The organism is Salinivibrio sp. MA351 (assembly GCF_001996065.1).
GTDB classification, from domain to species: domain Bacteria; phylum Pseudomonadota; class Gammaproteobacteria; order Enterobacterales; family Vibrionaceae; genus Salinivibrio; species Salinivibrio costicola.
On sequence record NZ_MUFG01000030.1, the window covers coordinates 14,557 to 39,312 of the forward strand.

A 24,756-nucleotide genomic window follows, 5' to 3' on the forward strand; every position below is an offset into this window, starting at 1 on the left:
TTTGTTTTTTGTAAGGAGTCTAAGATGAAGGTCGTGGAAGTAAGGCACCCGTTAGTCAAACATAAAATCGGCTTGATGCGTGAACGTGATATCAGCACCAAGCGGTTTCGTGAGCTTGCCACCGAAGTAGGTAGCCTGTTGACTTATGAAGCCACCTCAGACTTCGATACAGAAAAAGTGACGATCGATGGCTGGGATGGCCCGGTTGATGTCGACCAAATTAAAGGTAAAAAAGTGACTGTGGTGCCTATCCTTCGTGCTGGACTCGGTATGATGGATGGTGTCTTAGAGCACGTTCCTGGCGCGCGGATCAGTGTCGTGGGTGTCTATCGTGACGAAGAAACCCTTGAACCTGTGCCTTATTTTCATAAGCTGGCGAGCAACATCGATGAGCGAATGGCCTTGGTCGTGGATCCGATGTTAGCAACCGGTGGCTCTATGATTGCGACGATCGATTTGTTGAAAGAGCAGGGCTGTCAGCAAATTAAGGTTTTGGTTTTGGTCTCAGCGCCTGAAGGGATCGAAGCACTGAAAAAAGCACATCCTGATGTGGAGCTTTATACTGCTGCCATTGATGAGAAGTTAGATGATAACGGCTATATTGTTCCTGGTTTGGGCGATGCTGGCGATAAGATTTTTGGCACTAAGTAACTTTTTGGCACTAAGTAACTAAGTAACTAGGTCATTAAGTAACCAAGCCATTAAGTCGTCAGAAGCCAAGTAGCCAGACGCCAAGTCATCAAATTAATCGTTTGGAAAAACAAAAAAACCGCTAAGTACTAGCGGTTTTTTAGTTTCAGGGGCTTAGCTTAACCTAGCTTAGCGAGGTAGCGCCGGATTTGGGCTTCAATGCCGGTGCTGTCTAATTCGATATCGGCATGGATTTCTTGTTGTGTGCCTTGCGAAATAAAACGATCGGGTAAGCCTATTTGCAGGACGGGTTTCACCGTGCCTTGCGCCATCAATGTTTCAATGACGCCAGAGCCAGCGCCGCCCGCTACCGCATTCTCTTCCACGGTTACCAAGCAGTCATGGGCTTTTGCCATCTCCTCGATCAGTGTGTGATCAAGCGGCTTAGCAAAGCGCATATCGACAACCGTTGCATTGAGCGCTTCTGCCGCTTCTAATGCGCTTGGCAGCAAGGTACCAAAGTTAAGGATCGCGATGCACTCGCCTTGACGTTTGACCACACCCTTACCCACGGGGATAGCTTGCATTTTATCTTCAATAACAGCGCCCATCCCGCTGCCTCGTGGGTATCGCACTGCGGCGGGACCATCATGAGTATGACCGGTATACAGCATTTGACGGCATTCGTTTTCATCACTGGGCGTCATGACAACCAAATTTGGGATGCATCGTAAGTAACTTAAATCAAACGCACCTTGGTGAGTTTGACCGTCGGCGCCGACAATACCACTGCGATCAATCGCAAATAACACCGGAAGATTCATGATCGCGACATCATGAATGAGCTGATCATAAGCGCGTTGTAGAAAGGTCGAATAAATCGCGACCACCGGATGATAGGTGCCAATCGCCATACCCGCGGCAAGCGTTACCGAGTGTTGTTCCGCGATAGCGACATCAAAATATTTATCTGGGTGTGCCTTAGAAAAGCGGACCATGCCAGACCCTTCTCGCATGGCTGGCGTGATGGCTAACAATTTGTCATCTTGTTCGGCCATATCACAAAGCCAATCACCAAACACATTGGAAAAAGTAGGGCTGGAAGGCTTGGACTTAGGTAACGTATGCACGCTCGGATCAAACTTGGGGACAGCATGATAGCCAATCGGATCGTTTTCTGCCGGCGCGTAACCTTTGCCTTTTTTGGTCATCACATGTAAAAATTGCGGACCTTTTAGGTGGCGCATATTTTTAAGGGTTTTGACCAGCTCTTCGACATCGTGCCCATCAATCGGACCAATGTAATTAAAGCCTAACTCTTCAAACATGGTGCCAGGCACGACCATGCCTTTGAGGTGTTCTTCCGCACGACGTACCAATTCTTTAATCGGGGGGGCGCCGGAGAGCACTTTTTTGCCGCCTTCGCGAATGCTGGTATAGACATTGCCAGAGAGCAATTGCGCAAAATGATTATTCAAGGCGCCGACATTTTCTGAGATAGACATCTCATTGTCATTCAGTACGACCAACATATCGGGCTTCACATCCCCAGCGTGGTTCATGGCTTCAAAAGCCATCCCCGCGGTGATGGCGCCGTCGCCAATCACACTGACTACGCGCCGGTTTTGCCCTTCTTTTTCCGCGCAGATAGCCATCCCGAGAGCTGCGCTGATTGAGGTCGAAGAGTGCCCGACTGACAGCACATCGTAAGGGCTTTCTTCTCGCCAAGGGAAGGGGTGAAGGCCATCTTTTTTCCGGATCGTGGGCATCTGCTCCCGCCGTCCGGTTAAGATTTTGTGGGGGTAAGCTTGATGCCCCACATCCCAAACAAGGTGGTCAAACGGCGTATTATAGACATAATGCAGCGCCACAGTGAGTTCCACCGTTCCCAGCCCTGAGGCAAAATGGCCGCTGGAATGGCTCACTGTGTTAAGTAAATAGGTACGTAACTCCTCGCACAACTGAGGCAAGTGGTCACGCGGTAAGGTGCGTAACTCTTCAGGCGTATCAGCAAGCGCGAGGGTTGGGTATTTTGATATATCCAATGTCATAATGGTTCGGCGCTTTTATTAATCATGCTAGTTGTTGCGCTCGATGATATATCGGGCAAAAACTTCCAGTTGCTCGGTATTGTAGGGGATCGCCTCCAAGGCGTGTAGTGCTTCTTGGTAAAGTTGCGCCGCTTTTTCTTGCGCGCCAGCCAGCCCCAGTAAAGCAGGGTAGGTGCTCTTCTCCGCATTCACATCGGAACCTTGAGGCTTTCCAAGCGTTTGCGTATCGCTGGTGATGTCCAAAATATCATCCTGAACTTGGAATGCGAGCCCGATAGCATCCGCAAATCGGTCTAACGATCCGAGGTGTTTCACCCCAGTCTCCCCAGCCGCATAGGCCCCCAATCGTACCGCCGCTTTAATGAGTGCACCGGTTTTATTACGATGAATTTGCTTCAAGGCATATAAATCAACGGCTCGGCCTTCTGCGGCTAAATCAAGTGATTGACCCAGACACATCCCGGATGCGCCGCTTGCATTGGCCAATACTTTCACCATATCGATACGGTATGGTTGGGCATTTGGATTGAGTTCACCTTCAGCAAGCACGGTAAAAGCCAGTGTTTGTAGCGCATCACCGGCGAGAATCGCCGTCGCTTCATCGAATGCAACATGACAAGTCGGCTGACCACGGCGCAAACTGTCGTTGTCCATCGCCGGTAAATCGTCATGGATTAATGAATAAGCATGAATACATTCTACTGCTACTGCGGGTGTGTCGAGCTGCGCAAGCGGTATACCGAAAAGTTGCCCCGTCGCATAGGTTAAAAACGGGCGAATCCGTTTTCCTCCCAATAACAAGCCATGGCGCATCGCTTGAATAAGAGGTTGTTCCTGATGGTCTAGGGTATAAAGCCAGGATTCAAGTTGTCGGTTACTTCGCGTTTGCGTCTCGCGCAGCGTATCTTTTGCAACAGTACTAGTCATCGTCTTGGGGGGAAAACTCAGTCAGTGGCCCATCGTCTTCTTGCGAAAGCAAGATCTCGACCCGTTGCTCGGCGTCCGCCAAGGTTTTTTGCCCTTGACGGGTTAAGGTGATACCACGCTCGAAGCGTTTCATTGCCGTATCAAGCGGCAGTTCGCCGGACTCTAACGCGCCAACGATACTGTCTAACTCTTTGAGCGTGTCCTCAAAGGTCATATTTTCTGGTTTCTTCACAGCCATGATGCCATAAAATTAGAAAAGAAAGGCTAGACGGTAACTCAGCGGTGAAAAGTGGTCAAACCGCAGAGGCCGATTTTGTGTTCTTACCCCAAGCGGTAAATGGCATGTTATCCTTATTAATATTGACGGATTTACGCTAAACCTAAAGGATTGGTTGCCGATATAACCAATCCCCTGAAAATGAACAACAATGACTTAATGGTAGTTAAGGGAGACTGACGTGGATATAGCGACGCTCATCGGCATCCTCGGTTCGTTCGCATTCGTTGTCATGGCGATGCTGCTGGGCGGCACCATGAACATGTATTTTGACGTTCCATCTGTGTTGATCGTCATCGGGGGCAGTCTATTTGTTGTCTTAACCAAATACACGATGGGGCAATTTTTTGGCAGCTTTAAAATCGCGGGTAAGGCTTTTATGTTTAAGTCCGATGACCCGGAAGATTTGATTGCCAAGATTATCGAAATGGCAGATGCTGCTCGTAAAGGCGGGTTTCTCGCCCTCGAAGAAATGGAAGTGAATAACTCGTTTATGCAAAAAGGCGTCGACTTGCTCGTTGATGGCCATGATGCGGATGTGGTCCGTGCCACCTTGAAGAAAGATATCAGCTTGACGGAAGAGCGGCATGATCACGGTATTGGTTTTTATAACGCGTTAGCGGATGTCGCCCCAGCAATGGGGATGATCGGGACCTTGATTGGTCTGGTTGCCATGCTTTCTAACATGGATGATCCTAAGGCCATCGGCCCGGCAATGGCAGTGGCTTTGCTGACGACTATGTACGGGGCGATGCTGGCAAATATGGTGGCGACCCCGATTGCCAACAAACTCGCACTACGCAAAGAACAAGAGAAGTTAAACCGTCGTCTTATTATGGACGGCTTACTCGCGATTCAAGATGGTCAAAACCCACGTGTGATTGATGGCTTTTTGAAAAATTACCTCAATGAAGGCAAGCGTGCAGTGGATGTCGATAATTAAAGCGTCTGCGTTGAACATCAAAAATAGCGAGATTTAAGGAGTCCTCATGGCACAACAGCAAGAAGAAGAAGAGGAATGCAAATGCCCGCCTCCCGGCTTACCGCCTTGGATGGGGACGTTTGCAGACTTGATGTCACTGCTCATGTGCTTTTTCGTCCTTCTGTTGTCCTTTTCAGAAATGGACGTGCTCAAGTTTAAGCAAATCGCTGGCTCGATGAAATTTGCGTTTGGGGTACAAAACGTCCTTGAGGTGAAAGATATTCCTAAAGGGACCAGTGTGATTGCACAAGAGTTTCGTCCTGGCCGCCCAGAGCCGACGCCCATTGAAGTGATCATGCAGCAAACCATTGACATGACGCAGCGCACTTTGGACTTTCAAGAGGGGCAAGATGATCGCTCTGGCGGATCTCAGCGGACAACCTCTGACAAAGAAGGTGGATCGAGTGCTCAGGTTGCATCACAGCTTGAACAACAACGGATGCAAGAGCAACTTGAGCAGTTACAAAAAGCCTTGATGCAGGCGTTGCAGCGCGAGATAGAAGAAGGCGCTATCGAGGTTGAAAACCTAGGTCAGCAGCTGGTTATTCGCGTTCAAGAAAAGGGGGCGTTTCCTCCCAATTCTGCGTTTTTGCAGCCTAAGTTCCGCCCCATGGTGCGCCAAATTGCGGAGCTGGTAAAAGATGTTCCTGGAGAAATTAAAGTGTCAGGTCATACCGACAGCACACCGCTGGAGTCTGAGCTATATCGATCTAACTGGGACATCTCCGCACAGCGTGCGGTCTCAGTGGCACAGGAAATGGAAAAAGTGCCCGGCTTTAACCATTTGCGGATGAAGGTAGAAGGCTTGGCCGACACCCAGCCACGAGCTCCGAATAGCTCTCCCGACAACCGAGCCGCCAACCGGCGTGTAGAAATCGCTGTGATGCAAGGGAAACCGAGCTTTTCAGACGAGATCTCTGCTGATGATGTGGCTGATCCCATCCCTTAACATCCTCTGCGACGGTCACGACTTATCGATTCCGATGCGTGAGCGTCGCCTTATTACCGTTTAATAGACACAAAAATAGCCGGTTTCAGCGGCGCCTTGGTTATTGTATAATCCGCGGCTTTATTTCCAGCTGTATCGAACCGGTTATGAAGTTTATTGTTAAAATTCACCCTGAGGTGATCGTCAAAAGCGAGTCAGTCAGAAAGCGTTTTACTAAAATCCTCGAATGCAATATTCGTAATATTCTAAAGCGTCGAACTGGTAATACGGCGGTATATAACCGTCGGGATCACATTGAGGTGACATTAAAACAACCGGACGAGCGTCAGCTGGTGCTGGATGTGCTAACTAACACGCCTGGCGTCCAAACTGTGCTTGAGGTAGAGCAGACACTGTTTAACGATTTGCATCATATTTATACACTCACTTTAGAGGGTGTGCGTGATCAAATTGAAGGGAAAACGTTTTGTGTCCGAGCCAAACGCCGCGGCAAGCATGACTTTACGTCAATTGATGTAGAGCGTTACGTGGGCGGTGGGTTAAACCAAGCCGTTCCGTCGGCAAGCGTACAGCTGAAAAAGCCTGACGTAACCGTGATGATGGAAGTTGACCACGATAAGCTGAACTTGGTGAAGCACCGTCATACTGGCTTAGGCGGCTTCCCGCTGGGTACGCAAGAAGACGTACTGAGCTTGATATCGGGCGGCTTCGACTCAGGGGTGTCGAGCTACCTGCATATAAAACGTGGTAGTAAGGTTCATTATTGCTTTTTTAATCTTGGCGGCAAATCTCATGAAACGGGTGTGCAGCAGGTTTCTCACTACCTTTGGAATAAATTTGGTTCCTCTGCCAAAGTGAAATTTATTTCGATTGATTTCGAGCCGGTGGTTAATAGCATTCTCGAAAACGTTGATAACGGTCAGATGGGCGTGGTGTTGAAACGCATGTTTGTGCGTGCGGCGAGCATGGTCGCAGAGCGCTTCGGTATTCAGGCCTTGGTAACTGGCGAGGCTTTGGGCCAAGTATCTAGTCAGACACTCACTAACTTGCGCATGATTGATAACGTCACTGATAGCCTGATTTTGCGCCCGCTGATCAACTGGGACAAAGAAGATATTATTGATACTGCACGCAAAATTGGCACCGAAGATTTTGCTAAAACCATGCCTGAGTACTGTGGGGTGATTTCGAAAAAGCCCACGGTCAAAGCGGAAAAAGCCAAGTTGGAACATGAGGAATCAAAGTTTGACTTTAGCTTATTAGAACAAGCGGTTGATCAGGCAACGATCATGGATATTCGTGCTATTGAAGCGCTAAGCAAAGAGAAAGCGCCAGAAGCGGAATGGGTCAACGAGGTTGATAAAGATTCCGTCGTTTTAGATATTCGCAGCCGCGAAGAGCAAGAAGACAAACCACTTAAGGTTGAAGGTGCGAACGTCGCTCATATTCCCTTCTTTAAGTTGGCGACGCAGTTCGGTGATCTTGACCAAAGTAAAACCTATTTGCTCTATTGTGAACGTGGCGTAATGAGTCGACTGCAAGCCCTGTACCTCAAAGATATGGGCTTTGATAATGTGAAAGTCTATCGGGTTTAATCATTGTGAACGTAAAAAACAGGCAGCCCAATCGGCTGCCTGTTTGCGATTAGGCGCTGAGCCGATTTATCCTTCGCTGAATTTTTTCTCATAATGCAATTGAGGCAACGGCATCATAGGCTCAGCGACCTGCCAGGCCAGCTTTTTGCCGCCAAGTACATGCACGATTTCAATCGCGAACTCCATCGCTGAGCCGGGTCCCTGACTAGTAATTAAACGGTGATCATAATCGGTCATCACTCGGCGCCGACTGAGCCATTGTTCGGGGATCTGCTCACTGACACTCGGATGGCAGCTCATATGAGATCGAGGGAACAGCTCGTGGCGTTGCAGAACTAAAGCCGGCGCCGCACAAATCGCCGCGACCCAAGCCTGATCGCTTTGCTGCTGCTTAATGATCTCTGTTACCAGCGTGCTGTCACCTAAACATTGTGCGCCGTCGATGCCACCCGGTAAAACCACGCAATCAAATGGTTGATCGGCCACCGCAGCGAGTGTGGTGTCACAGACGATCACCACCCCACGAGAGCCGGTGAGGGTGAGCTTTCCATCAGGTGCCGCACTGGCGACAGTCACGTCAAACCCCGCTCGCCGCATCACGTCAATCACGGTGACTGCTTCTATTTCTTCGCTGCCGGGGGCCATACAAATGAGGAGACGTTGTTGACTCATGAGGATTCCTTATGCCGTTGACCTTGTTGTACCGCCTGATAGAGCTGTTGATGATGCGGGGCCGATATGTGGTGTTCGGCCGCGCGCTGCAACACATAACCGGTAATGTATTCGAGCTCTGTCGGACGTTGATAGAAGACATCACGATTCATGGATGAATAGTTGTTTGCGGTTGCTTTTACCACGGTATCAATCTGTTGGCAGATCTCTGTCACAGAGGTGTGGACGCCTTCAGCGCGCATCACATTGGCTAACTCTTGGCACAGTTCGCGAATGATAGGATCGTAGTCAACTTTGAGCAACTCACCATTTTGAATGCCATGCACCGCGGTCAGTGGGTTAATTACGCTGTTGATCGCCAGTTTATACCAAAGTGACTGAAAAATGTCGCGCTTCCACGTCGCGGTGGGAAGGGCATGATCAAACACCTCGGCAATAAAGGTGCAGGCATGGCCGGCTTGATTACCTGGCCCAATAGCGGTTGGTCCATGCCCGGTGTGCTGACAATCACCGGTACGGGTGCGACAGACACCATGAGATGTGGTAGCAAGCAGCAGAGGTTGAGCGTCAGGTAACTGTGTTGCCAACCATTGATGCGGTCCCATTCCATTATGCATAAGTACAACCAGAGTCTCTGGGTGTAAATAGAATAGATAGGGAAGCAATGCGGCTTGGATATCATAGGCTTTGGTGCAGACTAACCAGAGATCGCTTTGTTGCATCAAAGCGGTTTGGTTGGCGGGCAAGGTGAACGATGTGCCGTCTAAAGAAAGGGTGCGTTCACTTGCGTGGTCTCGCGTGACCAGATTAACGCTATGTCCTGCTTGGGTTAGTTTCACCGCCCATAATGTGCCAATGGCGCCAGCACCAATTAGGGTAATCCTCATCACATCGCCTGCTTGGTTAAAACCTCAGTGTATCATAACCATAGAGGATGAAAGGCAAAGCAGGAAAGCAGCGCGCCGACAAGGGCCGGCGCGCTAGTCAGTTAGAACTTGTAGGTGGCGTTTAGGTAGTGAGAGATGCCTGAGGTATCAGCGGTACCACCATCTTCAATCAAGTAGACATCGTTATAGGCTTTTAGACCATAACCGAGAGCGTAGTTGTCTGAATGCCAGTATAGGCCGTTAAACATCGCACCGCCGTGGGTCGCTTGGTCATTACCTTTAAAGGTGTCATCGGCACCAAATTGATAATCGATATAACCTTGGTAAGACAGGAAGCTACCATTATCAAAGAAGTGGAAAGGTTTAAACCAGTTGGTGGAGAATTGGTAACCATTCCAATCTTTTTTGTTGATGTCATACAAACCGTAAAGGTTCATGCCCACTTTGCCAAACCAAGGCAGTTCGACATCGGCACCGATACCCCAGAACGAGTTGTTAGTGTCTTGTTTGCCACCACCCCAGTTAAACAAGGTCGAGAAATAGACTTCTTGCACAGGACCAAATGACAAGTCTTGTCCGGTGATGCCGTCAATTGAGAAGCGGGGTGCTAACTTCATAAAGGACTTGGGTTTGTCTTTCTTATTGTTGTTATTGCTGTCGCTTTCTGCCAAGTCAAAAATATCGACGTAACCATAAAGATCGACCACGCCTTTACGGCCGCCGAATTCCATTTCTAGGTAGTTATGGTCCTTGTCAGTATCGGTACCGAACTGTGGCTTCTCATTAATGGCATACATAGCATTAAACTGAAGCCATTTGTGATCATTTTTGTAAATGTCATCGGAGTAATCGGCGGCGTTGGCAACAGATACGCTGCTTGCGGCGATAACGGCGAGTGCGAGTAGGGATTTTTTCATAGTGACTGCCTCTGCTGGGTGTTAATTACGCGGTGTGCGTTCATTAAGAGCAGTATATGGGGAAAGTTCACTATAAAGAATGTAATAAACATAGGCACACAAATGGATTGTGACCAGTGACAAGTTGTAACGGTTTACATGGCCGTTTTATGTGATCTTTGTTAATAATTAGACGACAGTGGAGAGCAAAACTTTGCACTCCACTGTGATACGTGGGGTCAGTTGCGACGTGAATCTGGGCAGTGCTCAGGTGCTTGATCGTTTTGTGACGAGGATTGGCGAAATTGCCTGCCAATATAGATCAGCATGACCAGCCCAGGAATCACCATCAGAGCGGTTATTACGAAAAATGTTGACCAGCTATCCAACCAGTCCACCATCATGCCACTAAAGGAGGCGACCGTGGTGCGGCCTAGATTCCCCAACGACGCTAAGAGGGCGTACTGAGTGGCTGAAAACGCACGACCCGTTAAGAAGGTTAAAAATGACACGAACGCAATGGTTGCAAACGCTGACGTAAAGTTATCGACTAAGATTGCGCCCAGCAGTAGGTGCTCGTTGGGCCCAACCATCGCCAGCCAGGCAAACATCAGGTTGCTGGACGCCATGGCCACGCCACCAATAAACAGCCCTTTAATCACGCCGAAACGCAAATTGATATAACTACCAATCAGGGTGTAGACCACGGTGAGGCCCCAACCGACAAGTTTGGAGTAGTAACCAATTTGTTCATTGGTAAAGCCGACATCTTTATAAAACACGATCGACATCCGTCCGAGGAAGGCTTCACCCAGCTTGAATAAAAATACAAACAGCAACAGGGTTAATGCTACTTTCACCCCATTGCGACGGAAAAACTCGGCAAAGGGCTCGACCACGGTGACCGCCAGCCACGCACGCAAGCCACTGTATCCTTGCGCCAAATAGTGGCGAGTGGCGGCATCTTGGCGCTGTTCGCGGTCACTTTCTGGTTCTTTCACATACAGCGTCGCCAATGCCATTAAGCCGATAAAGCCTGCCATGATCACATAAACATGATTCCAACCGATGGCATCGGCGTTAACAAAGCCAACATAACCTGGCACCGAATAGCCGGTCCACCAACCAATCACAGACATCGCTGATGCCAGCGGAAACTTATCAGTCTCATGTTCAGCAAAGTTATCAATCCGAAAGGCGTCAATGGCAATATCCTGGGTGGAAGAGGCCAATGCAATCGCAAAGATGAGTGAGGATAACACCACAGTAGTAACCCAAGGATCGACCGCTTTAAGCCCTTGTAAATCAAGTTGTGACAACGCCAAGGTGGCAATCAACATAATAGCTTGAGTCGAAAAAATCCAACTGCGGCGCTGACCCAAGCGCTGAGATAGAAAAGGGATCTTAATGCGGTCGAGTAATGGCGCCCATAAAAAGTTGACTGCATACAGGACGAAAACCGAACCAAATAGACCAATCGCGGTGCGTGATAGGCCCTCGTCAGCCAACCAACCATTTAAGTTGGAGCCAATCAACACCCAGGGAAAGCCACTACAGCAACCCATTAAGAAAACAAAAAGTAAACGACGATCGGCGTAGGGCGCCAATGTCGTTTTGAACTTGGATGACAGCATAGTGGTTAGCCTACTTGTCGCTATTGAGAGGACATCCGGTAGATATTGGTGATAACAATCGGCTGTTGCGGTACATCTTGCATGCGTTTGCTCGGGACGGTCACTGTGGGTTGCTTGGTCATCGTTTGGAGCGTATTAAAGCCCTCCACGACTCGACCAAAAACCGTATATCCCACTTTATTGGGCGTGGCGTCTAAAAAGCCATTATCACGGATGTTGATATAAAACTGCCGGGTGGCGGAGTCGGGCTCTTGCGTACGTGCCATGGCGATTGTCGCTCGCCGATTCTTCAAACCGTTAGATGATTCATTGTCTACCGGCTCGTAGCTTGGTCGGCGATTCAGGGCTTTATCAAACCCGCCGCCTTGCACGACAAATCGTGGGATCACGCGATGAAACTGCGTCCCGACATAACTGCCATCGTCAACATAACGCAAAAAGTTGGCCACGGTTTTCGGCGCTTTTTGCGGGTTTAGTTTTACCGCAAAATCACCCAAGGTGGTTTCGACTTTAACCATGACACTGGCTTGCACTGGCGTGATAACCAGCACAAGAATCCAGAGAAGCGAACGACATACCATGCTTAAAAGTGTGCTTTCATATGATTAAGGAGTTGCTCGTCGTCGGCAATGTCTTGTAACACCGCTTCAAGCAAGTTATTCAGCGCCAGTTCGATATCATCAGGTGATGCACTGCTTACACCACTTTGCGTCGATTTCCCGGTATAACGCTTAACAAAGCGACCCTCAGGGGATTCAGCAACGAGCTGTAATTGAACCGATGCTTCCATGTCATGTTTAAACACGGTGTGTTTGACTCGGACTAAGGCATCAAGAATGTCGAGGCGCAACACTCCCGGGCCATTGGCAACCACTCGAAACCCTTGTGATGACAGTTGACGAGACAGCGTGTCTTCTAATACCACACGCAAATTCTGGCTGGCGTGCAGCGGTTTGACATTGGAGCGACCGCTATCGATAACCGCAACGAATTGTGCGGTACGTAAGTCTTTACTCTTCACCACGACCGGAAGATTGTTGACTTGCTGCTGATTGGATGACGCCGGAGAGGGTGCGATAGTCAGCTGTGGCTCACGGGGTGTCGAACAGCCAGCAAGGACTAATACAGCGATAGCAATAATCAGTTTTTTCATGGGGTTCGGCTTCCTTTTCTTAATATTAGGCATTGACTGCCTTGAGAATAACGAATTTTTTATTCGACGCAACGACAGTGACATGACCAAAAAGACGTTTAAGCTTAGTATGATAGCCGAGATGACGATTGCCAATGACTAAAAGCTCGCCATTCGTGGTCAGAACACGTTTTGCGTCACAAAACATTTGCCAAGCAATATGATCGGTAATGGTTTGCTGCTGGTGGAAGGGTGGGTTACAGAGCACAAGATCGATATCTGTATGCTCAAAACCGGTGAGGCAATCTCTGGCCTCACAGAGAAAACGGCGTGAGTCGATATCATGGCGATTCAGATTGTGTTTTGCGCTGGCGACGGCCATATGGCTTTCATCGACCGCATAAATGAACGCCGCTGGATTATTTCGTGCCGCTTGTAATGCCAATACGCCGTTACCGCAGCCTAAATCGACAATGCGTTTTAAATGTGCCTGACTCGGAATGTGCGGCAGCATTAAATACGCGGCAATATCGAGTTTCTTGGCCGAGAAAACATTGGGCCAGTTAGCCAGTCGCATCGAGAATTCTGGTACGTCGACATCGTTGACCGGATCGGGCTGCGGTACCGGTTGCTTGGTCGGTGTGGTAAAAATCAAACGCGCTTTTTTCTTCGCCAGCGAGGTGGTTGTTGCCCCCAGCCAATGCTCAAACTGATTAAGGGTCGAGGTATGGATCTCTTTCGCTTTAGCACTCGCTAGCACAAGCGTATGCGCATCAGTGACACTGGCGAGTTGCTGAAGTTGCCAAGTGAGCATTTTACTGCTTTTCGGTACGCGTAACATCACCGCATCGATATCCGCCGGTAAGGTATCTAAGCTGGTAAGCTGAGTGATACCCGCGAGATCATTGTGTGCCAGATTCTCAATCGTCGCTTGCTGCGAAATAACCGAATCGCTGACTTGAAAAACATCAAATCCTTGCTGGCTGGCCCAGCAACTGAGTGCGCCAAATTGATCATTAATGATCAATATTCGCGCATTTTTACGTACTGACCATGTGCTAGCGTGCGCAATCATATATTCATCGGCGGCATCGAAGGCTTGTAGCGTCTCATTTTTTCGCTGCGGGTAACGGTGTAGCGTCAAGGCTGATTCGCTACCTGGAATCGGAAGTAGTGTTTTCATTGGCGCGTTTGCATCGGGGGTTACGGACTGCGTATATTGTCGCACTCAAGCGATAACTGCAATGTAAACGAGGGCAAACTGCCTGTCGTTGCTTGATCCATCACTCGATTCGCAATTTTATCAATAACGGCTAAAATCTGGGCAGGTCGCCCGGAGATTTTGGGGACGTCATGAAAATTGAAACAGAAATAACAGAAAAACTGACGCGGGCTTTCACGCCGGCCCACCTTGAGGTACACAACGAAAGTTACATGCACAATGTGCCTGAAGGCGCGGAAAGTCATTTTAAGGTGGTTGTTGTCTCGGAGCTATTCAGCGACCAGCGGCTTATTCAGCGCCATAGAGCGGTGAATAGCACACTCGCGGATGAATTGGCGGGTGAGGTTCACGCGCTTGCGATTCACACCTATTCACCGCAAGAATGGCAAGCGCAGACCCAAGCGCCTGACTCTCCGGCATGTCGAGGTGGTGGCGTGAATGCGTCTTAGACCAGTGAGAGTGGGCATGATTTTATCTTTTACCTCATGGCAACAATTTCTTACATAAAGGCCTGGTGTCTGCTTGGTATTGATTACGGCCAGACAAGTGTTAATCCGTGACTGTCTCGGTCAACAGCTGTCTGCAACGCGTAAAAAAACAACAGTAAAACTGTGAAGTTACAACGCGCATTGTTTGTACAGGTATGGATAATTGCCACGCCCGAGTGACAATATCCATAGAATCAGTGCTGGGGTTAGTGATAGAATATCGTGCTTAAAGACTAACCTAGGTTGCCTTTGTGTGATGAAATGGTTAGCAGGATGTTGCGACGGTGTGCCTTGAGGCCGCCATTCAGTCGAAAGTCGTGTCTTTAACTGCGCAATAACAGAATTCTTTTTCCCGTTAATGTAGTGCAAGTGCGTATGATTACAATAAAAAAGGGTTTGGATATCCCCATCGCAGGGACTCCTACTCAGGTGATAAGTGATGGTCCAGCCATCAAGAAAGTCGCCTTGCTTGGCGAAGAGTACGTTGGAATGCGCCCCACTATGCATGCGCGAGTGGGTGATGTAGTGAAGAAAGGCCAAGTGGTTTTCGAAGATAAGAAAAACCCTGGCGTCAAATTTACTGCGCCCGCAGCTGGTAAAGTGGTTGAAGTCAATCGCGGTGCCAAGCGTGTTCTTCAGTCTGTCGTCATTGAAGTCGATGGAAATGAGCAAGTTACCTTCAATAAGTACGAAGCGTCGCAATTAGCCTCGCTAGACCGTCAAGCCGTTGTTGAACAACTGGTTGAGTCTGGGATGTGGACCGCGCTTCGCACCCGACCGTTCAGCCGTTCTCCAGCGATTGATGCTGAACCCGAAGCTGTTTTTGTTAATGCAATGGACACCAATCCGCTCGCCGCGGATCCTAAAGTGATCATTGATGAACAAAAAGAGGCCTTTGTGGCTGGTTTAGACGTCGTGTCGCGCCTCACGGACAAATCTGTCTTTGTGTGCAAAGCGGATGTTGAGCTTCCAACCAGCAAGCAATCTAATGTTGAACAACACGTTTTTGCTGGTCCTCACCCAGCAGGACTGGTTGGTACCCATATCCATCATTTGCGTTCTGTGAACATGGAAAAGCAGGTGTGGCACCTCAACTATCAAGATGTGATTGCGTTTGGGCATCTATTCCTAGCCGGTGAAATCCATACTGACCGTGTTGTGTCTATTGCGGGTCCTATGGTCAGTCAGCCACGCCTCATTCGTACCCAGCTTGGCGCTAATCTCGATGAGCTGGTAGATGGCGAGCTAATGGCTGGCGAAAGCCGTGTGATCTCTGGTTCTGTGCTATCTGGTACCAAAGCCACTGGCCCACATGCCTATCTAGGTCGTTTCCATATGCAGGTCTCGGTACTTCGCGAAGGTAACGAGAAAGAGCTGTTTGGTTGGCTAGCCCCCGGTAAAAATCGCTTCTCAGTGACGCGCGCTTATCTTGGCCATTTGTTTAAAGGTCAGCTTTTCAATTTAACCACCTCCACCAATGGCAGTGATCGTTCCATGGTGCCGATCGGTAATTATGAGCGAGTGATGCCGCTAGATATCGAGCCAACCATGTTGCTGCGTGATATCTGTGCCGGCGATACAGATAGCATGCAACAGCTAGGCGCGCTGGAGTTAGATCCTGAAGATTTGGCCCTTTGTACCTTTGTCTGCCCAGGCAAGTACGAATTTGGTCCAATGCTCCGCGAGAGCCTGGAAAAAATTGAGAAGGAAGGGTAACAGATGAGCCTGAAAAACTTTTTAGAGCAAATCGAGCCACACTTTGAGCCAGGCGGTAAACACGAAAAGTGGTTTGCCTTGTATGAAGCGGTTGCGACCATTTTATACACGCCAGGTATGGTGACCAAAGCCGGCGCGCATGTGCGTGACAGTATCGATTTGAAACGCATCATGATCATGGTTTGGCTTGCGGTGTTCCCAGCGATGTTCTGGGGGATGTACAACACAGGTAACCAAGCGATTATGGGCTTGATGGACTTGTATTCAGGCGATCAGCTTGCGCAGGTCATTAGTGGAAACTGGCATTATTGGTTAACCGAGTCCATCGCTGGGCCGCTAGCGGCTGCAAGCTGGGGGACCAAAACCATTCTCGGTGCCACCTACTTCCTGCCTATTTATGCCACCGTCTTTATTGTAGGTGGTTTCTGGGAAGTACTTTTCTGCATCGTGCGTAAACACGAAGTAAACGAAGGTTTCTTTGTTACATCCATTTTGTTTGCCCTCATCGTGCCGCCGACATTGCCATTATGGCAAGCCGCGCTCGGTATCACCTTTGGTGTGGTCGTTGCAAAAGAGATCTTTGGCGGAACGGGACGTAACTTCTTGAACCCAGCATTGGCCGGTCGTGCGTTCTTGTTCTTTGCCTATCCAGCACAGATCTCGGGTGATTTGGTATGGACTGCAGCTGATGGTTACTCAGGTGCAACCGCGCTAAGCCAATGGTACACCGGTGGCCAATCAGCACTGATGCACAATGTTAGTGGTCAAACCATGACTTGGATGGACGCCTTTATTGGTAATATCCCAGGTTCAATTGGTGAAGTCTCGACCATTGCCATCTTAATTGGCGGTGCAGCCTTGGTATACATGCGGATCGCGTCATGGCGCATCATCTTGGGTACCTTTTTGGGCATGGCCGTTGCGGCGACCTTGTTTAATCTGATTGGTTCAGATACCAACCCGATGTTCAGCATGCCGTTCTACTGGCACTTGGTGCTGGGTGGTTTTGCATTCGGTATGATGTTCATGGCAACAGACCCGGTATCTGCTGCGTTTACCAATAAAGCGAAATGGTGGTATGGCGCATTGATCGGTGCCATGGCAGTGATCATTCGTGTGGTAAACCCAGCATATCCAGAAGGTATGATGCTGGCGATCTTGTTCGCTAACCTGTTTGCACCTCTCTTTGATAACTTGGTGATTCAGGGCAACATCAAACGGAGACTGGCTCGTAATGGCAAGTAGTAACGATAGTATTAAAAAGACGCTGATCGTTGTTATCGCGTTGAGCTTAGTGTGCTCAATCGTGGTGTCTGGTGCAGCGGTGGCGTTACGTCCTTTGCAACAAATGAACGCAAAATTAGACGTACAAAAGAACATCCTTTCGGTCGCAGGTGTCGATGTGGCGGGTGGTAAGAGCGCGATTAACGATGCTTACAACAAGTATATTGAAGCGCGCTTAGTCAGCCTTGAAAAGGGCGACTATGTCAGCCCGGATGCCGTTAATGTTGCTGATGCAGCTGATTATGATCAGCGCGCAGCCGCGAAAGATCCTAGCCTCTCGAAAAAGCTAAGTAGCGAAGAGAATGTAGCAGACATTGGCCGTCGTGCTGATGTCGCTAAAGTCTACGTCGTGAAAAATGATTCGGGTGATATACAGCGCCTCATTCTCCCCGTAAAAGGCTCAGGCCTATGGAGTATGATGTACGCGTTTGTCGCGGTTGAGCCGGATGGTAACACGGTTGCTGATATCGTTTACTATGAGCAAGGTGAAACCCCTGGCTTAGGTGGCGAGGTCGAAAACCCGAAATGGCGCGCGAAGTGGGATGGTAAAAAACTGTTCAACGAGCAAGGCGAGCCAGCCATTCGAATCGTCAAAGGCGGCGCACCTGAAGGAAGCGAGCACGGCATTGATGCGCTTTCTGGTGCAACGCTGACCAGTAACGGTGTTCAGAATCAATTTAATTTCTGGCTAGGTGAGCAGGGTTTCGGCCCGTTCTTAGCAAAAGTTCGTGAGGGAGGCCTGACCAATGGCTGAAGCGAAAGAACTGAAGAAAAATCTGCTATCGCCGGTGCTAGACAACAACCCGATTGCCTTACAGGTTCTCGGGGTGTGTTCGGCACTAGCGGTGACTACGCAGATGCAGACAGCCTTTGTCATGACACTGGCGGTGATGTTCGTCACCGCAATGTCTAACTTTTTCGTGTCGCTGATTCGCAACCACATTCCTAATAGTGTACGTATCATCGTTCAAATGGCGATCATCGCTTCATTAGTTATTGTGGTTGACGAAACGCTGAAAGCGTTTGTTTATGACATCTCTAAACAGCTTTCGGTCTTCGTGGGGCTGATCATCACTAACTGTATCGTGATGGGACGCGCTGAAGCCTATGCAATGAAGTCATCGCCACTACCGTCGTTCATGGATGGTATTGGTAACGCATTGGGTTATGGTTTTGTTCTGATGACAGTGGCTTTCTTCCGCGAGCTTCTTGGCTCTGGCTCTGTCTTTGGCGTATCAATCCTGCCGGTTGTCAGCGAAGGTGGTTGGTATCAGCCTAACGGCATGATGCTGTTAGCCCCCTCTGCATTCTTCCTCATCGGCTTTTTGATTTGGATTGTGCGTACCTTCAAACCAGAACAAGTTGAAGCGAAGGAGTAACAGCACATGGAACACTATCTAAGCCTGCTGGTGCGCTCAATCTTTATTGAGAACATGGCGTTGGCATTCTTCCTCGGCATGTGTACTTTCTTGGCGGTGTCTAAGAAAGTGAAAACGGCGTTCGGCCTCGGTGTCGCTGTTGTGGTGGTACTGACTATTTCGGTACCGGTTAACAACCTGGTTTACAACCTTATCCTACGTGAAGATGCGTTGGTTAAAGGGGTGGATCTGAGCTTTCTGAACTTTGTGACCTTTATCGGTGTTATTGCTGCTTTGGTACAAATCTTGGAAATGGTCTTGGATCGGTTCTTCCCGCCGCTCTACAACGCACTCGGTATTTTCCTACCGTTGATTACAGTGAACTGTGCCATCTTTGGTGGCGTATCATTTATGGTACAACGTGATTACAACTTCGCCGAGTCGGTCGTTTATGGCTTTGGTTCGGGTGTAGGCTGGATGTTAGCCATCGTCGCGCTGGCGGGGATCCGCGAGAAAATGAAGTATTCAGATGTGCCACCTGCACTACGAGGATTAGGGATCACCTTTATCTCAGTAGGTCTGATGGCATTGGGCTTTATGTCTTTCTCTGGTGTGCAACTGTAAGCCGGGTAAACTGCGAGGAAAGGAATAGTCAATGGACATTATTCTTGGTGTGGTGATGTTTACTCTGATAATACTGGCGTTGGTGATGGTGATTTTATTCGCCAAATCGAAGCTGGTACCAACCGGAGACATCACAATCGATATTAATGACGATCCTGAAAAAGCGATCGTCACTCAGCCAGGCGGAAAACTGCTTGGCGCACTGGCTGGTGCTGGTGTATTTGTGTCTTCTGCCTGTGGTGGCGGTGGTTCATGCGGTCAATGTCGTGTGAAGATTAAAGAAGGCGGTGGTGACATTCTACCGACCGAGCTTGATCACATTACCAAAGGTGAAGCGCGTGAAGGTGAGCGTCTATCGTGTCAAGTTGCTATTAAGCAAGATATGAAGATTGAGCTGCCAGAAGAGATCTTTGGTGTGAAGAAGTGGGATTGTGAAGTTATTTCTAACGATAACCAAGCCACGTTTATCAAAGAGCTTAAATTACGTATTCCAGATGGTGAATCGGTACCTTTCCGTGCCGGTGGTTATATTCAAATTGAGGCGCCACCACACCACATTAAGTACTCGGATTTTGATATTCCTGAGGAATACCGTGAAGACTGGGAGAAGTTCAACCTTTTCCGTTACGAGTCTAAGGTAGATGAAGACATTATTCGTGCGTACTCCATGGCTAACTACCCTGAAGAAGAGGGTATTATCATGCTTAACGTACGTGTGGCGACGCCACCACCGCGTAACCCAGACGTGCCACCGGGTCAGATGTCTTCTTACATTTGGTCATTAAAGCCTGGTGACAAGTGTACTATCTCGGGTCCATTTGGGGAGTTTTTCGCCAAAGACACTGACGCGGAGATGGTCTTTATCGGCGGTGGTGCAGGTATGGCGCCAATGCGCTCACATATCTTTGACCAGCTCAAACGCCTTAACACGGATCGTAAGATGACGTTCTGGTATGGCGCGCGGTCTAAACGTGAAATGTTCTACGTTGAAGATTTCGATATGCTCCAAGAGCAAAATGAGAACTTCAACTGGTATTGCGCACTGTCCGACCCGCTACCAGAAGATAACTGGGAGGGTGATACTGGCTTTATCCACAATGTGCTTTATGAAAACTATCTGAAAGACCACGAAGCACCGGAAGACTGCGAGTATTACATGTGTGGGCCACCAATGATGAACGCTGCCGTGATTGGTTTGCTTAAAGATCTTGGTGTTGAAGACGAAAACATCATGTTGGATGATTTCGGCGGATAGGCACTGATTGTTCGTCTGACCTTGTAATGGCTGGCCCAAGGGCCAGCCATTTTACGTATAAACCTGATGTCGAAGGACACCACTATGAAGAAGTTTTGGTTACGCTGTGCAACAGTCGTTGCCGTGGTTGCAGGCCTTGTCGGTTGTGAGCGCGCCCCTGAGCTTGTGCATCTTACGGGCGAGACGATGGGGACCTATTATTCGATCAAATATATCGCGACGGACGCTACTCCCTCGCAGGATGTCGTTCAAGCGGCTATCGATCAGCGTTTAGAAACAGTCAACGATCAGATGTCGACTTACCGAACAGACTCCGAATTGAGTCAATTCAATCAGCACCAAGCGAACTCACCTGTTTCTGTCTCTCCAGCGACAATCACCGTGATTAACGAGGCGATTCGGCTGAATCAATTTACCCAAGGCGCGCTTGATGTCACAGTGGGGCCACTGGTTAACCTTTGGAGTTTTGGGCCAGAAAAGCGGCCGGAGACTATTCCCAGTGATGAAGAGATAGCGTCACGGATGGCGATGACGGGCTTAGAACACCTTAGTGTAGATGGGCGTCGACTCACAAAAACCAACCCTGACTTGTATGTTGACTTATCAACCATTGCGAAAGGGTACGGAGTGGATGTTGTGGCAAACTACCTTGGCGATTTAGGACTCGATAACTATTTGGTTGAGATTGGTGGTGAGTTACAATTAAAAGGTGTGAATCAAGATCAAGTGCCTTGGCGTATCGCGATTGAGAAACCGAGTGCGGGAGCGCAGTCAGTACAAGAGATCGTCGAGCCAGGCGATATGGCGGTTGCTACATCTGGCGACTATCGCAACTACTTTGAAAGTGATGGTATGCGTTATTCGCACATTATCGATCCTTCGACAGGACGTCCGATCAATCATCACTTGGTCTCAGTAACCGTGCTTGATCCGTCTTGTATGACGGCTGATGGCTTAGCCACGGGCTTTATGGTACTTGGGCCAGATAAAGCGATGGAATTAGCCAACAAAGCGAATATTCCTGTATTTATGGTAGTAAAAACAGACGATGGGTTTGAAGAAATCGCGTCAGAGGCGTTTAAACCTTATTTGCAGCGTTAGTGTCTTTATGTACAGCGTCAGTGCCGTTGAGGCAGTACGATGTAAAGCACGCGTAATGCGTGTTACTCGCTCAGCGCATCTCAGGGCGCTGAGCATCACGACCAATAATAGGTGAGCAATTATGTCAGTCTTTCTTATCACCTTCGCAATCTTTCTCCTTGTCATTGCGGGTATGGCGATCGGCTATATCGTTCAGCAAAAAACCATCAGCGGCAGCTGTGGTGGCTTGGGGGCGATCGGTATTGAAAAAGAGTGTGACTGCCCAGAGCCGTGCGATGCACGAAAAAAACGCGAAGCACGGGCGGAGAAAACGCGTGAGTGGAAAAAAAATCAAATCATCTAACGTGTTTTGCCAACGCGTCATTTTATAAAGCGCGTGGCTAACCCGTCTGAACTCTGATGAAAAGGCCGGAGCATGAGCAGAAAAATCATTCATATTGATATGGATTGTTTTTATGCCGCAGTAGAAATGCGCGATAATCCGGCTTTACAGTCTATTCCTTTAGCCATTGGTGGCTCTGCCGATGGACGCGGTGTCATTGCTACCTGTAATTATCCCGCGCGGCGGTTTGGCATACGTTCTGCGATGGCCACCGCTCAAGCATTAAAGCTGTGTCCCGGCTTGACAGTGATGCGTGGCGACATGGCGAAATATCGTCACATCTCTCAACAGTTGCATGCTATTTTTCATCGCTATACCGATACCATAGAACCGCTTTCCCTTGACGAAGCCTACCTCGATGTCTCTGAGACTCAATGTTATCAAAATTCTGCAACCTTAATAGCCGAAGCAATTCGGCGCGACATTCGCCATGAGTTAGGACTAACGGCCTCAGCGGGCGTGGCGCCGATTAAATTTATCGCCAAAGTAGCGTCGGATAAAAACAAACCCGATGGTATTTGCGTGGTGTCACCCGACCAAGTTGAACACTTTGTTCGCGATCTCCCTTTACAGTCTATTCCTGGTGTGGGACGGGTCACCTTGACCAAATTGCATGAATGGAATCTGTTTACCTGCCATGATATTCAAACCGCGGATCCATCAATGCTTGTCCAGCGCTTTGGTAAATTTGGTTCCGTGCTTTGGCAGCGTGCTCATGGCATTGACCGACGTGAGGTGCAAGTTGAGCGTATACGGAAATCCGTCGGAGTCGAAAAAACCTTGTCTGAGGATCTAAACTTGCTTGATGCCTGTTTGCCGTGGATTGATCGTTTATACGATGAATTGCTGACGCGATTAGAAAAAGCCGATGCAGGAGGACGAATTTGCCGGCAAGGGATCAAAATGAAGTTTAATGACTTTCAAACCACCACGGTCGCACACCGATGTGAGTCCTTGGACCGCGCCTTGTTTGATACCTTGTTACACGAAGCCTTTTATCGAGGGGAAGGGCGAGGTATTCGTCTGATTGGTTTGTCGGTTGGGTTGGGAGACGATACCGCCCCCCAACTGAGTCTACTCGGCTAGGCCGTTTTAACTGGAATCGCTTTTAAAATCGCCTGCATTTGTTGCCAATAGTGCCCAACACTATCGATATTTACTTTCTCATCGGGAGAATGCGGAAACTTAATAGTCGGACCAAATGAAATCATATCCATGTTGGGATAGGGCTGTTTAAATAGGCCACACTCTAGCCCCGCATGAATGACCATGATGTCAGGTTTACGCTGATAGATTCCTTCATAGGTATCGCGGAAAATATGCATAATCTCTGAATCGGGATCCGGTTTCCAACCTGGGTAGGCGCCTGAAAACTCGACATTAACATTCGCTAAGCTTGCCAGTGATTGCAGCATGCTTTGCACGTTTTCACGGCCTGAGTCGATCAATGAACGGATCAGAAATAAGGCGGTAATTTTATCTTCCTCAGTATTAATCACGCCGAGGTTAAGTGATGTTTCGACCACGCCAGGGACATCATCACTCATTCTCACTACCCCGTTAGGCGCAGCATTTAAGGCCGCTAATAAACGTGATTGGACGGCGCGTGTGAGGGGATCAGTTGCATTGTCAGTGGATTCCATTACCAAGGTCACTTGCTCTTCCAAGCGGCCTAACTCGTCTTGTAGCAGCGTCGCGAACCGGTCAACAGCGCCAGCCAGTGCGTCTTTTTGCGATGCAGGCACGGCAATATCGGCAAACGCTTCACGAGGAATGGCATTGCGTAATGTACCACCACGTATCGCGAGTAGGCTCATGTCGACATTATCAAGATGATGGCTCAGGAAACGGGCTAATAATTTATTGGCATTCGCTCGGCCCGTGTGAATATCCACGCCCGAGTGGCCCCCTTTTAATCCTTTAATGCCAATCGTAAAGCGTGCCAGATCTCCCTCTATCGCTTGTCGCTCGAGTGGAAAATGCATACTGGCATCCACGCCACCCGCGCAGCCCATGTACACTTCCCCTTCTTGCTCTGAGTCGGTATTGAGCAGTATGTCACCTGTTAGCCAGCCTGCTTCAAGCCCAAACGCGCCATCCATACCTGCTTCTTCGTTGGTGGTGAGTAATACTTCAAGTGGACCGTGCTCGATATCATCGGCATCGAGAACAGCAAGGCAGGATGCCATCCCCATACCGTTATCCGCACCTAACGTGGTGCCATCGGCAGTTACCCACTCCCCATCCACATAGGGACGAATAGGATCACGGGTAAAATCGTGATCAGTATTTTCATTCTTCTGAGGCACCATATCGAGGTGGGCTTGTAAGACTACGCCCTTGCGATTCTCCATGCCGGGAGTGGCTGGTTTACGAATGAATAGGTTACCGGCGTTATCTTGACGAACCGCTAAACCACGTCCCTTTGCCCAATCGATAATAAACTGGGCTAACTGTGACTCATGATAAGAAGGATGAGGGATAGCACAGATTTGGTCGAAAAACGCCCAAACAGGGCGCGGTGATAATTGGCTAATGTCAGACACGATAAACTCCATTATATTTTATGGTTGACCTTTTATGCAGCAGGTCTCACTGAAATGGAAAAACAAACCCAAGCATATCACTGTCGCTATCACGGCAACAGACATGGATAAAAACCCGCTATGCCAATCAAACTAGGCGTTATTATTG

25 protein-coding genes are annotated in these 24,756 nt (G+C 48.9%); 14 read left to right on the top strand and 11 right to left on the bottom strand.

Annotated features, from left to right (window positions below; all coding sequences use genetic code 11):
* The first annotated feature begins 24 nt into the window (after positions 1–24).
* On the top strand, positions 25–651 hold the full coding sequence (upp, locus tag BZG78_RS13450; RefSeq protein WP_021024156.1) for a uracil phosphoribosyltransferase: 627 nt from the start codon (positions 25–27) through the stop codon (positions 649–651).
* Between the two features lie 158 nt (positions 652–809).
* Here the strand turns inward: upp and dxs are convergent, their stop codons facing one another.
* From dxs to xseB, 3 genes are read right to left on the bottom strand one after another with little or no spacing between them, the layout of a single operon-like run.
* On the bottom strand, positions 810–2,681 hold the full coding sequence (gene dxs, locus BZG78_RS13455; RefSeq protein ID WP_077661487.1) for a 1-deoxy-D-xylulose-5-phosphate synthase: 1,872 nt from the start codon (positions 2,679–2,681) through the stop codon (positions 810–812).
* Positions 2,682–2,708: 27 nt separating this feature from the next.
* A complete protein-coding gene (gene ispA, locus BZG78_RS13460) occupies positions 2,709–3,608 on the bottom strand; it encodes a (2E,6E)-farnesyl diphosphate synthase (RefSeq protein ID WP_077661488.1) in 900 nt (299 codons plus the stop codon).
* Positions 3,601–3,846, bottom strand: coding sequence for an exodeoxyribonuclease VII small subunit (gene xseB, locus BZG78_RS13465; protein WP_077461639.1), 246 nt, complete (start codon positions 3,844–3,846; stop codon positions 3,601–3,603). The genes ispA and xseB overlap by 8 nt, the downstream gene beginning before the upstream one ends.
* 220 nt (positions 3,847–4,066) lie before the next feature.
* On the opposite strand from xseB, the gene pomA reads away from it, so the two are divergent.
* The 3 genes from pomA (at position 4,067) to thiI (ending at position 7,411) form a co-directional block, all read left to right on the top strand.
* Positions 4,067–4,828, top strand: a complete 762-nt coding sequence (gene pomA, locus BZG78_RS13470; RefSeq protein ID WP_021024152.1) for a flagellar motor protein PomA — start codon at positions 4,067–4,069, stop codon at positions 4,826–4,828.
* Positions 4,829–4,874: 46 nt separating this feature from the next.
* Positions 4,875–5,816 carry a flagellar motor protein MotB gene (locus BZG78_RS13475; protein WP_077661489.1) on the top strand — a complete coding sequence of 314 codons (942 nt, stop codon included), beginning with the start codon at positions 4,875–4,877 and terminating at the stop codon, positions 5,814–5,816.
* Between the two features lie 146 nt (positions 5,817–5,962).
* The gene (thiI, locus tag BZG78_RS13480) at positions 5,963–7,411 is read left to right on the top strand and encodes a tRNA uracil 4-sulfurtransferase ThiI (protein WP_077661490.1); all 1,449 of its coding nucleotides are present in this window, start codon (positions 5,963–5,965) and stop codon (positions 7,409–7,411) included.
* Between the two features lie 66 nt (positions 7,412–7,477).
* On the opposite strand, the gene BZG78_RS13485 is transcribed toward thiI, so the two are convergent.
* The 7 genes from BZG78_RS13485 to BZG78_RS13515 form a co-directional block, all read right to left on the bottom strand.
* Positions 7,478–8,083, bottom strand: coding sequence for a DJ-1 family glyoxalase III (locus BZG78_RS13485; RefSeq protein ID WP_077461636.1), 606 nt, complete (start codon positions 8,081–8,083; stop codon positions 7,478–7,480).
* Complete coding sequence (locus BZG78_RS13490; protein ID WP_077661491.1) at positions 8,080–8,970, bottom strand: 2-dehydropantoate 2-reductase; 891 nt, start codon at positions 8,968–8,970, stop codon at positions 8,080–8,082. The genes BZG78_RS13485 and BZG78_RS13490 overlap by 4 nt, the downstream gene beginning before the upstream one ends.
* A gap of 101 nt (positions 8,971–9,071) precedes the next feature.
* Positions 9,072–9,887 (bottom strand): outer membrane protein OmpK, encoded by an 816-nt coding sequence (locus BZG78_RS13495; RefSeq protein ID WP_077661492.1) that lies wholly within the window; start codon positions 9,885–9,887, stop codon positions 9,072–9,074.
* 218 nt (positions 9,888–10,105) lie between these two features.
* Positions 10,106–11,500: an MFS transporter gene (locus BZG78_RS13500; RefSeq protein ID WP_077661493.1), complete on the bottom strand. Its 1,395-nt coding sequence runs from the start codon at positions 11,498–11,500 to the stop codon at positions 10,106–10,108.
* Positions 11,501–11,520: 20 nt separating this feature from the next.
* Positions 11,521–12,018, bottom strand: a complete 498-nt coding sequence (locus BZG78_RS13505; RefSeq protein WP_241824094.1) for a peptidylprolyl isomerase — start codon at positions 12,016–12,018, stop codon at positions 11,521–11,523.
* A 65-nt stretch (positions 12,019–12,083) separates the two neighbouring features.
* A complete protein-coding gene (locus BZG78_RS13510) occupies positions 12,084–12,653 on the bottom strand; it encodes a YajG family lipoprotein (RefSeq protein ID WP_077461631.1) in 570 nt (189 codons plus the stop codon).
* Positions 12,654–12,678: 25 nt separating this feature from the next.
* On the bottom strand, positions 12,679–13,815 hold the full coding sequence (locus tag BZG78_RS13515; protein WP_077461630.1) for a methyltransferase: 1,137 nt from the start codon (positions 13,813–13,815) through the stop codon (positions 12,679–12,681).
* Between the two features lie 170 nt (positions 13,816–13,985).
* On the opposite strand from BZG78_RS13515, the gene bolA reads away from it, so the two are divergent.
* From bolA to dinB, 10 genes are all read left to right on the top strand, one after another.
* On the top strand, positions 13,986–14,303 hold the full coding sequence (gene bolA, locus BZG78_RS13520; RefSeq protein ID WP_021024142.1) for a transcriptional regulator BolA: 318 nt from the start codon (positions 13,986–13,988) through the stop codon (positions 14,301–14,303).
* Between the two features lie 414 nt (positions 14,304–14,717).
* Complete coding sequence (locus BZG78_RS13525; RefSeq protein ID WP_077661500.1) at positions 14,718–16,058, top strand: Na(+)-translocating NADH-quinone reductase subunit A; 1,341 nt, start codon at positions 14,718–14,720, stop codon at positions 16,056–16,058.
* 3 nt (positions 16,059–16,061) lie between these two features.
* Complete coding sequence (locus BZG78_RS13530) at positions 16,062–17,303, top strand: NADH:ubiquinone reductase (Na(+)-transporting) subunit B (RefSeq protein ID WP_021024140.1); 1,242 nt, start codon at positions 16,062–16,064, stop codon at positions 17,301–17,303.
* Entirely contained in the window at positions 17,293–18,096 is an 804-nt protein-coding gene (locus tag BZG78_RS13535; protein ID WP_077661494.1) for a Na(+)-translocating NADH-quinone reductase subunit C, read from the top strand. The genes BZG78_RS13530 and BZG78_RS13535 overlap by 11 nt, the downstream gene beginning before the upstream one ends.
* A complete protein-coding gene (locus BZG78_RS13540; protein WP_021024138.1) occupies positions 18,089–18,721 on the top strand; it encodes an NADH:ubiquinone reductase (Na(+)-transporting) subunit D in 633 nt (210 codons plus the stop codon). The genes BZG78_RS13535 and BZG78_RS13540 overlap by 8 nt, the downstream gene beginning before the upstream one ends.
* Positions 18,722–18,727: 6 nt before the next feature.
* Complete coding sequence (nqrE, locus tag BZG78_RS13545) at positions 18,728–19,324, top strand: NADH:ubiquinone reductase (Na(+)-transporting) subunit E (protein WP_021024137.1); 597 nt, start codon at positions 18,728–18,730, stop codon at positions 19,322–19,324.
* 31 nt (positions 19,325–19,355) lie between these two features.
* Positions 19,356–20,579, top strand: coding sequence for an NADH:ubiquinone reductase (Na(+)-transporting) subunit F (nqrF, locus tag BZG78_RS13550; protein ID WP_077661495.1), 1,224 nt, complete (start codon positions 19,356–19,358; stop codon positions 20,577–20,579).
* A gap of 84 nt (positions 20,580–20,663) precedes the next feature.
* Complete coding sequence (locus tag BZG78_RS13555; RefSeq protein ID WP_077661496.1) at positions 20,664–21,680, top strand: FAD:protein FMN transferase; 1,017 nt, start codon at positions 20,664–20,666, stop codon at positions 21,678–21,680.
* A 121-nt stretch (positions 21,681–21,801) separates the two neighbouring features.
* A complete protein-coding gene (gene nqrM / locus BZG78_RS13560) occupies positions 21,802–22,023 on the top strand; it encodes a (Na+)-NQR maturation NqrM (protein ID WP_077661497.1) in 222 nt (73 codons plus the stop codon).
* Positions 22,024–22,095: 72 nt separating this feature from the next.
* A complete protein-coding gene (gene dinB, locus BZG78_RS13565) occupies positions 22,096–23,148 on the top strand; it encodes a DNA polymerase IV (RefSeq protein ID WP_077661498.1) in 1,053 nt (350 codons plus the stop codon).
* Here dinB and BZG78_RS13570 read toward each other — a convergent pair.
* The gene (locus tag BZG78_RS13570; protein WP_108743391.1) at positions 23,145–24,608 is read right to left on the bottom strand and encodes an aminoacyl-histidine dipeptidase; all 1,464 of its coding nucleotides are present in this window, start codon (positions 24,606–24,608) and stop codon (positions 23,145–23,147) included. The genes dinB and BZG78_RS13570 overlap by 4 nt on opposite strands.
* Between the last annotated feature and the right edge of the window lie 148 nt (positions 24,609–24,756).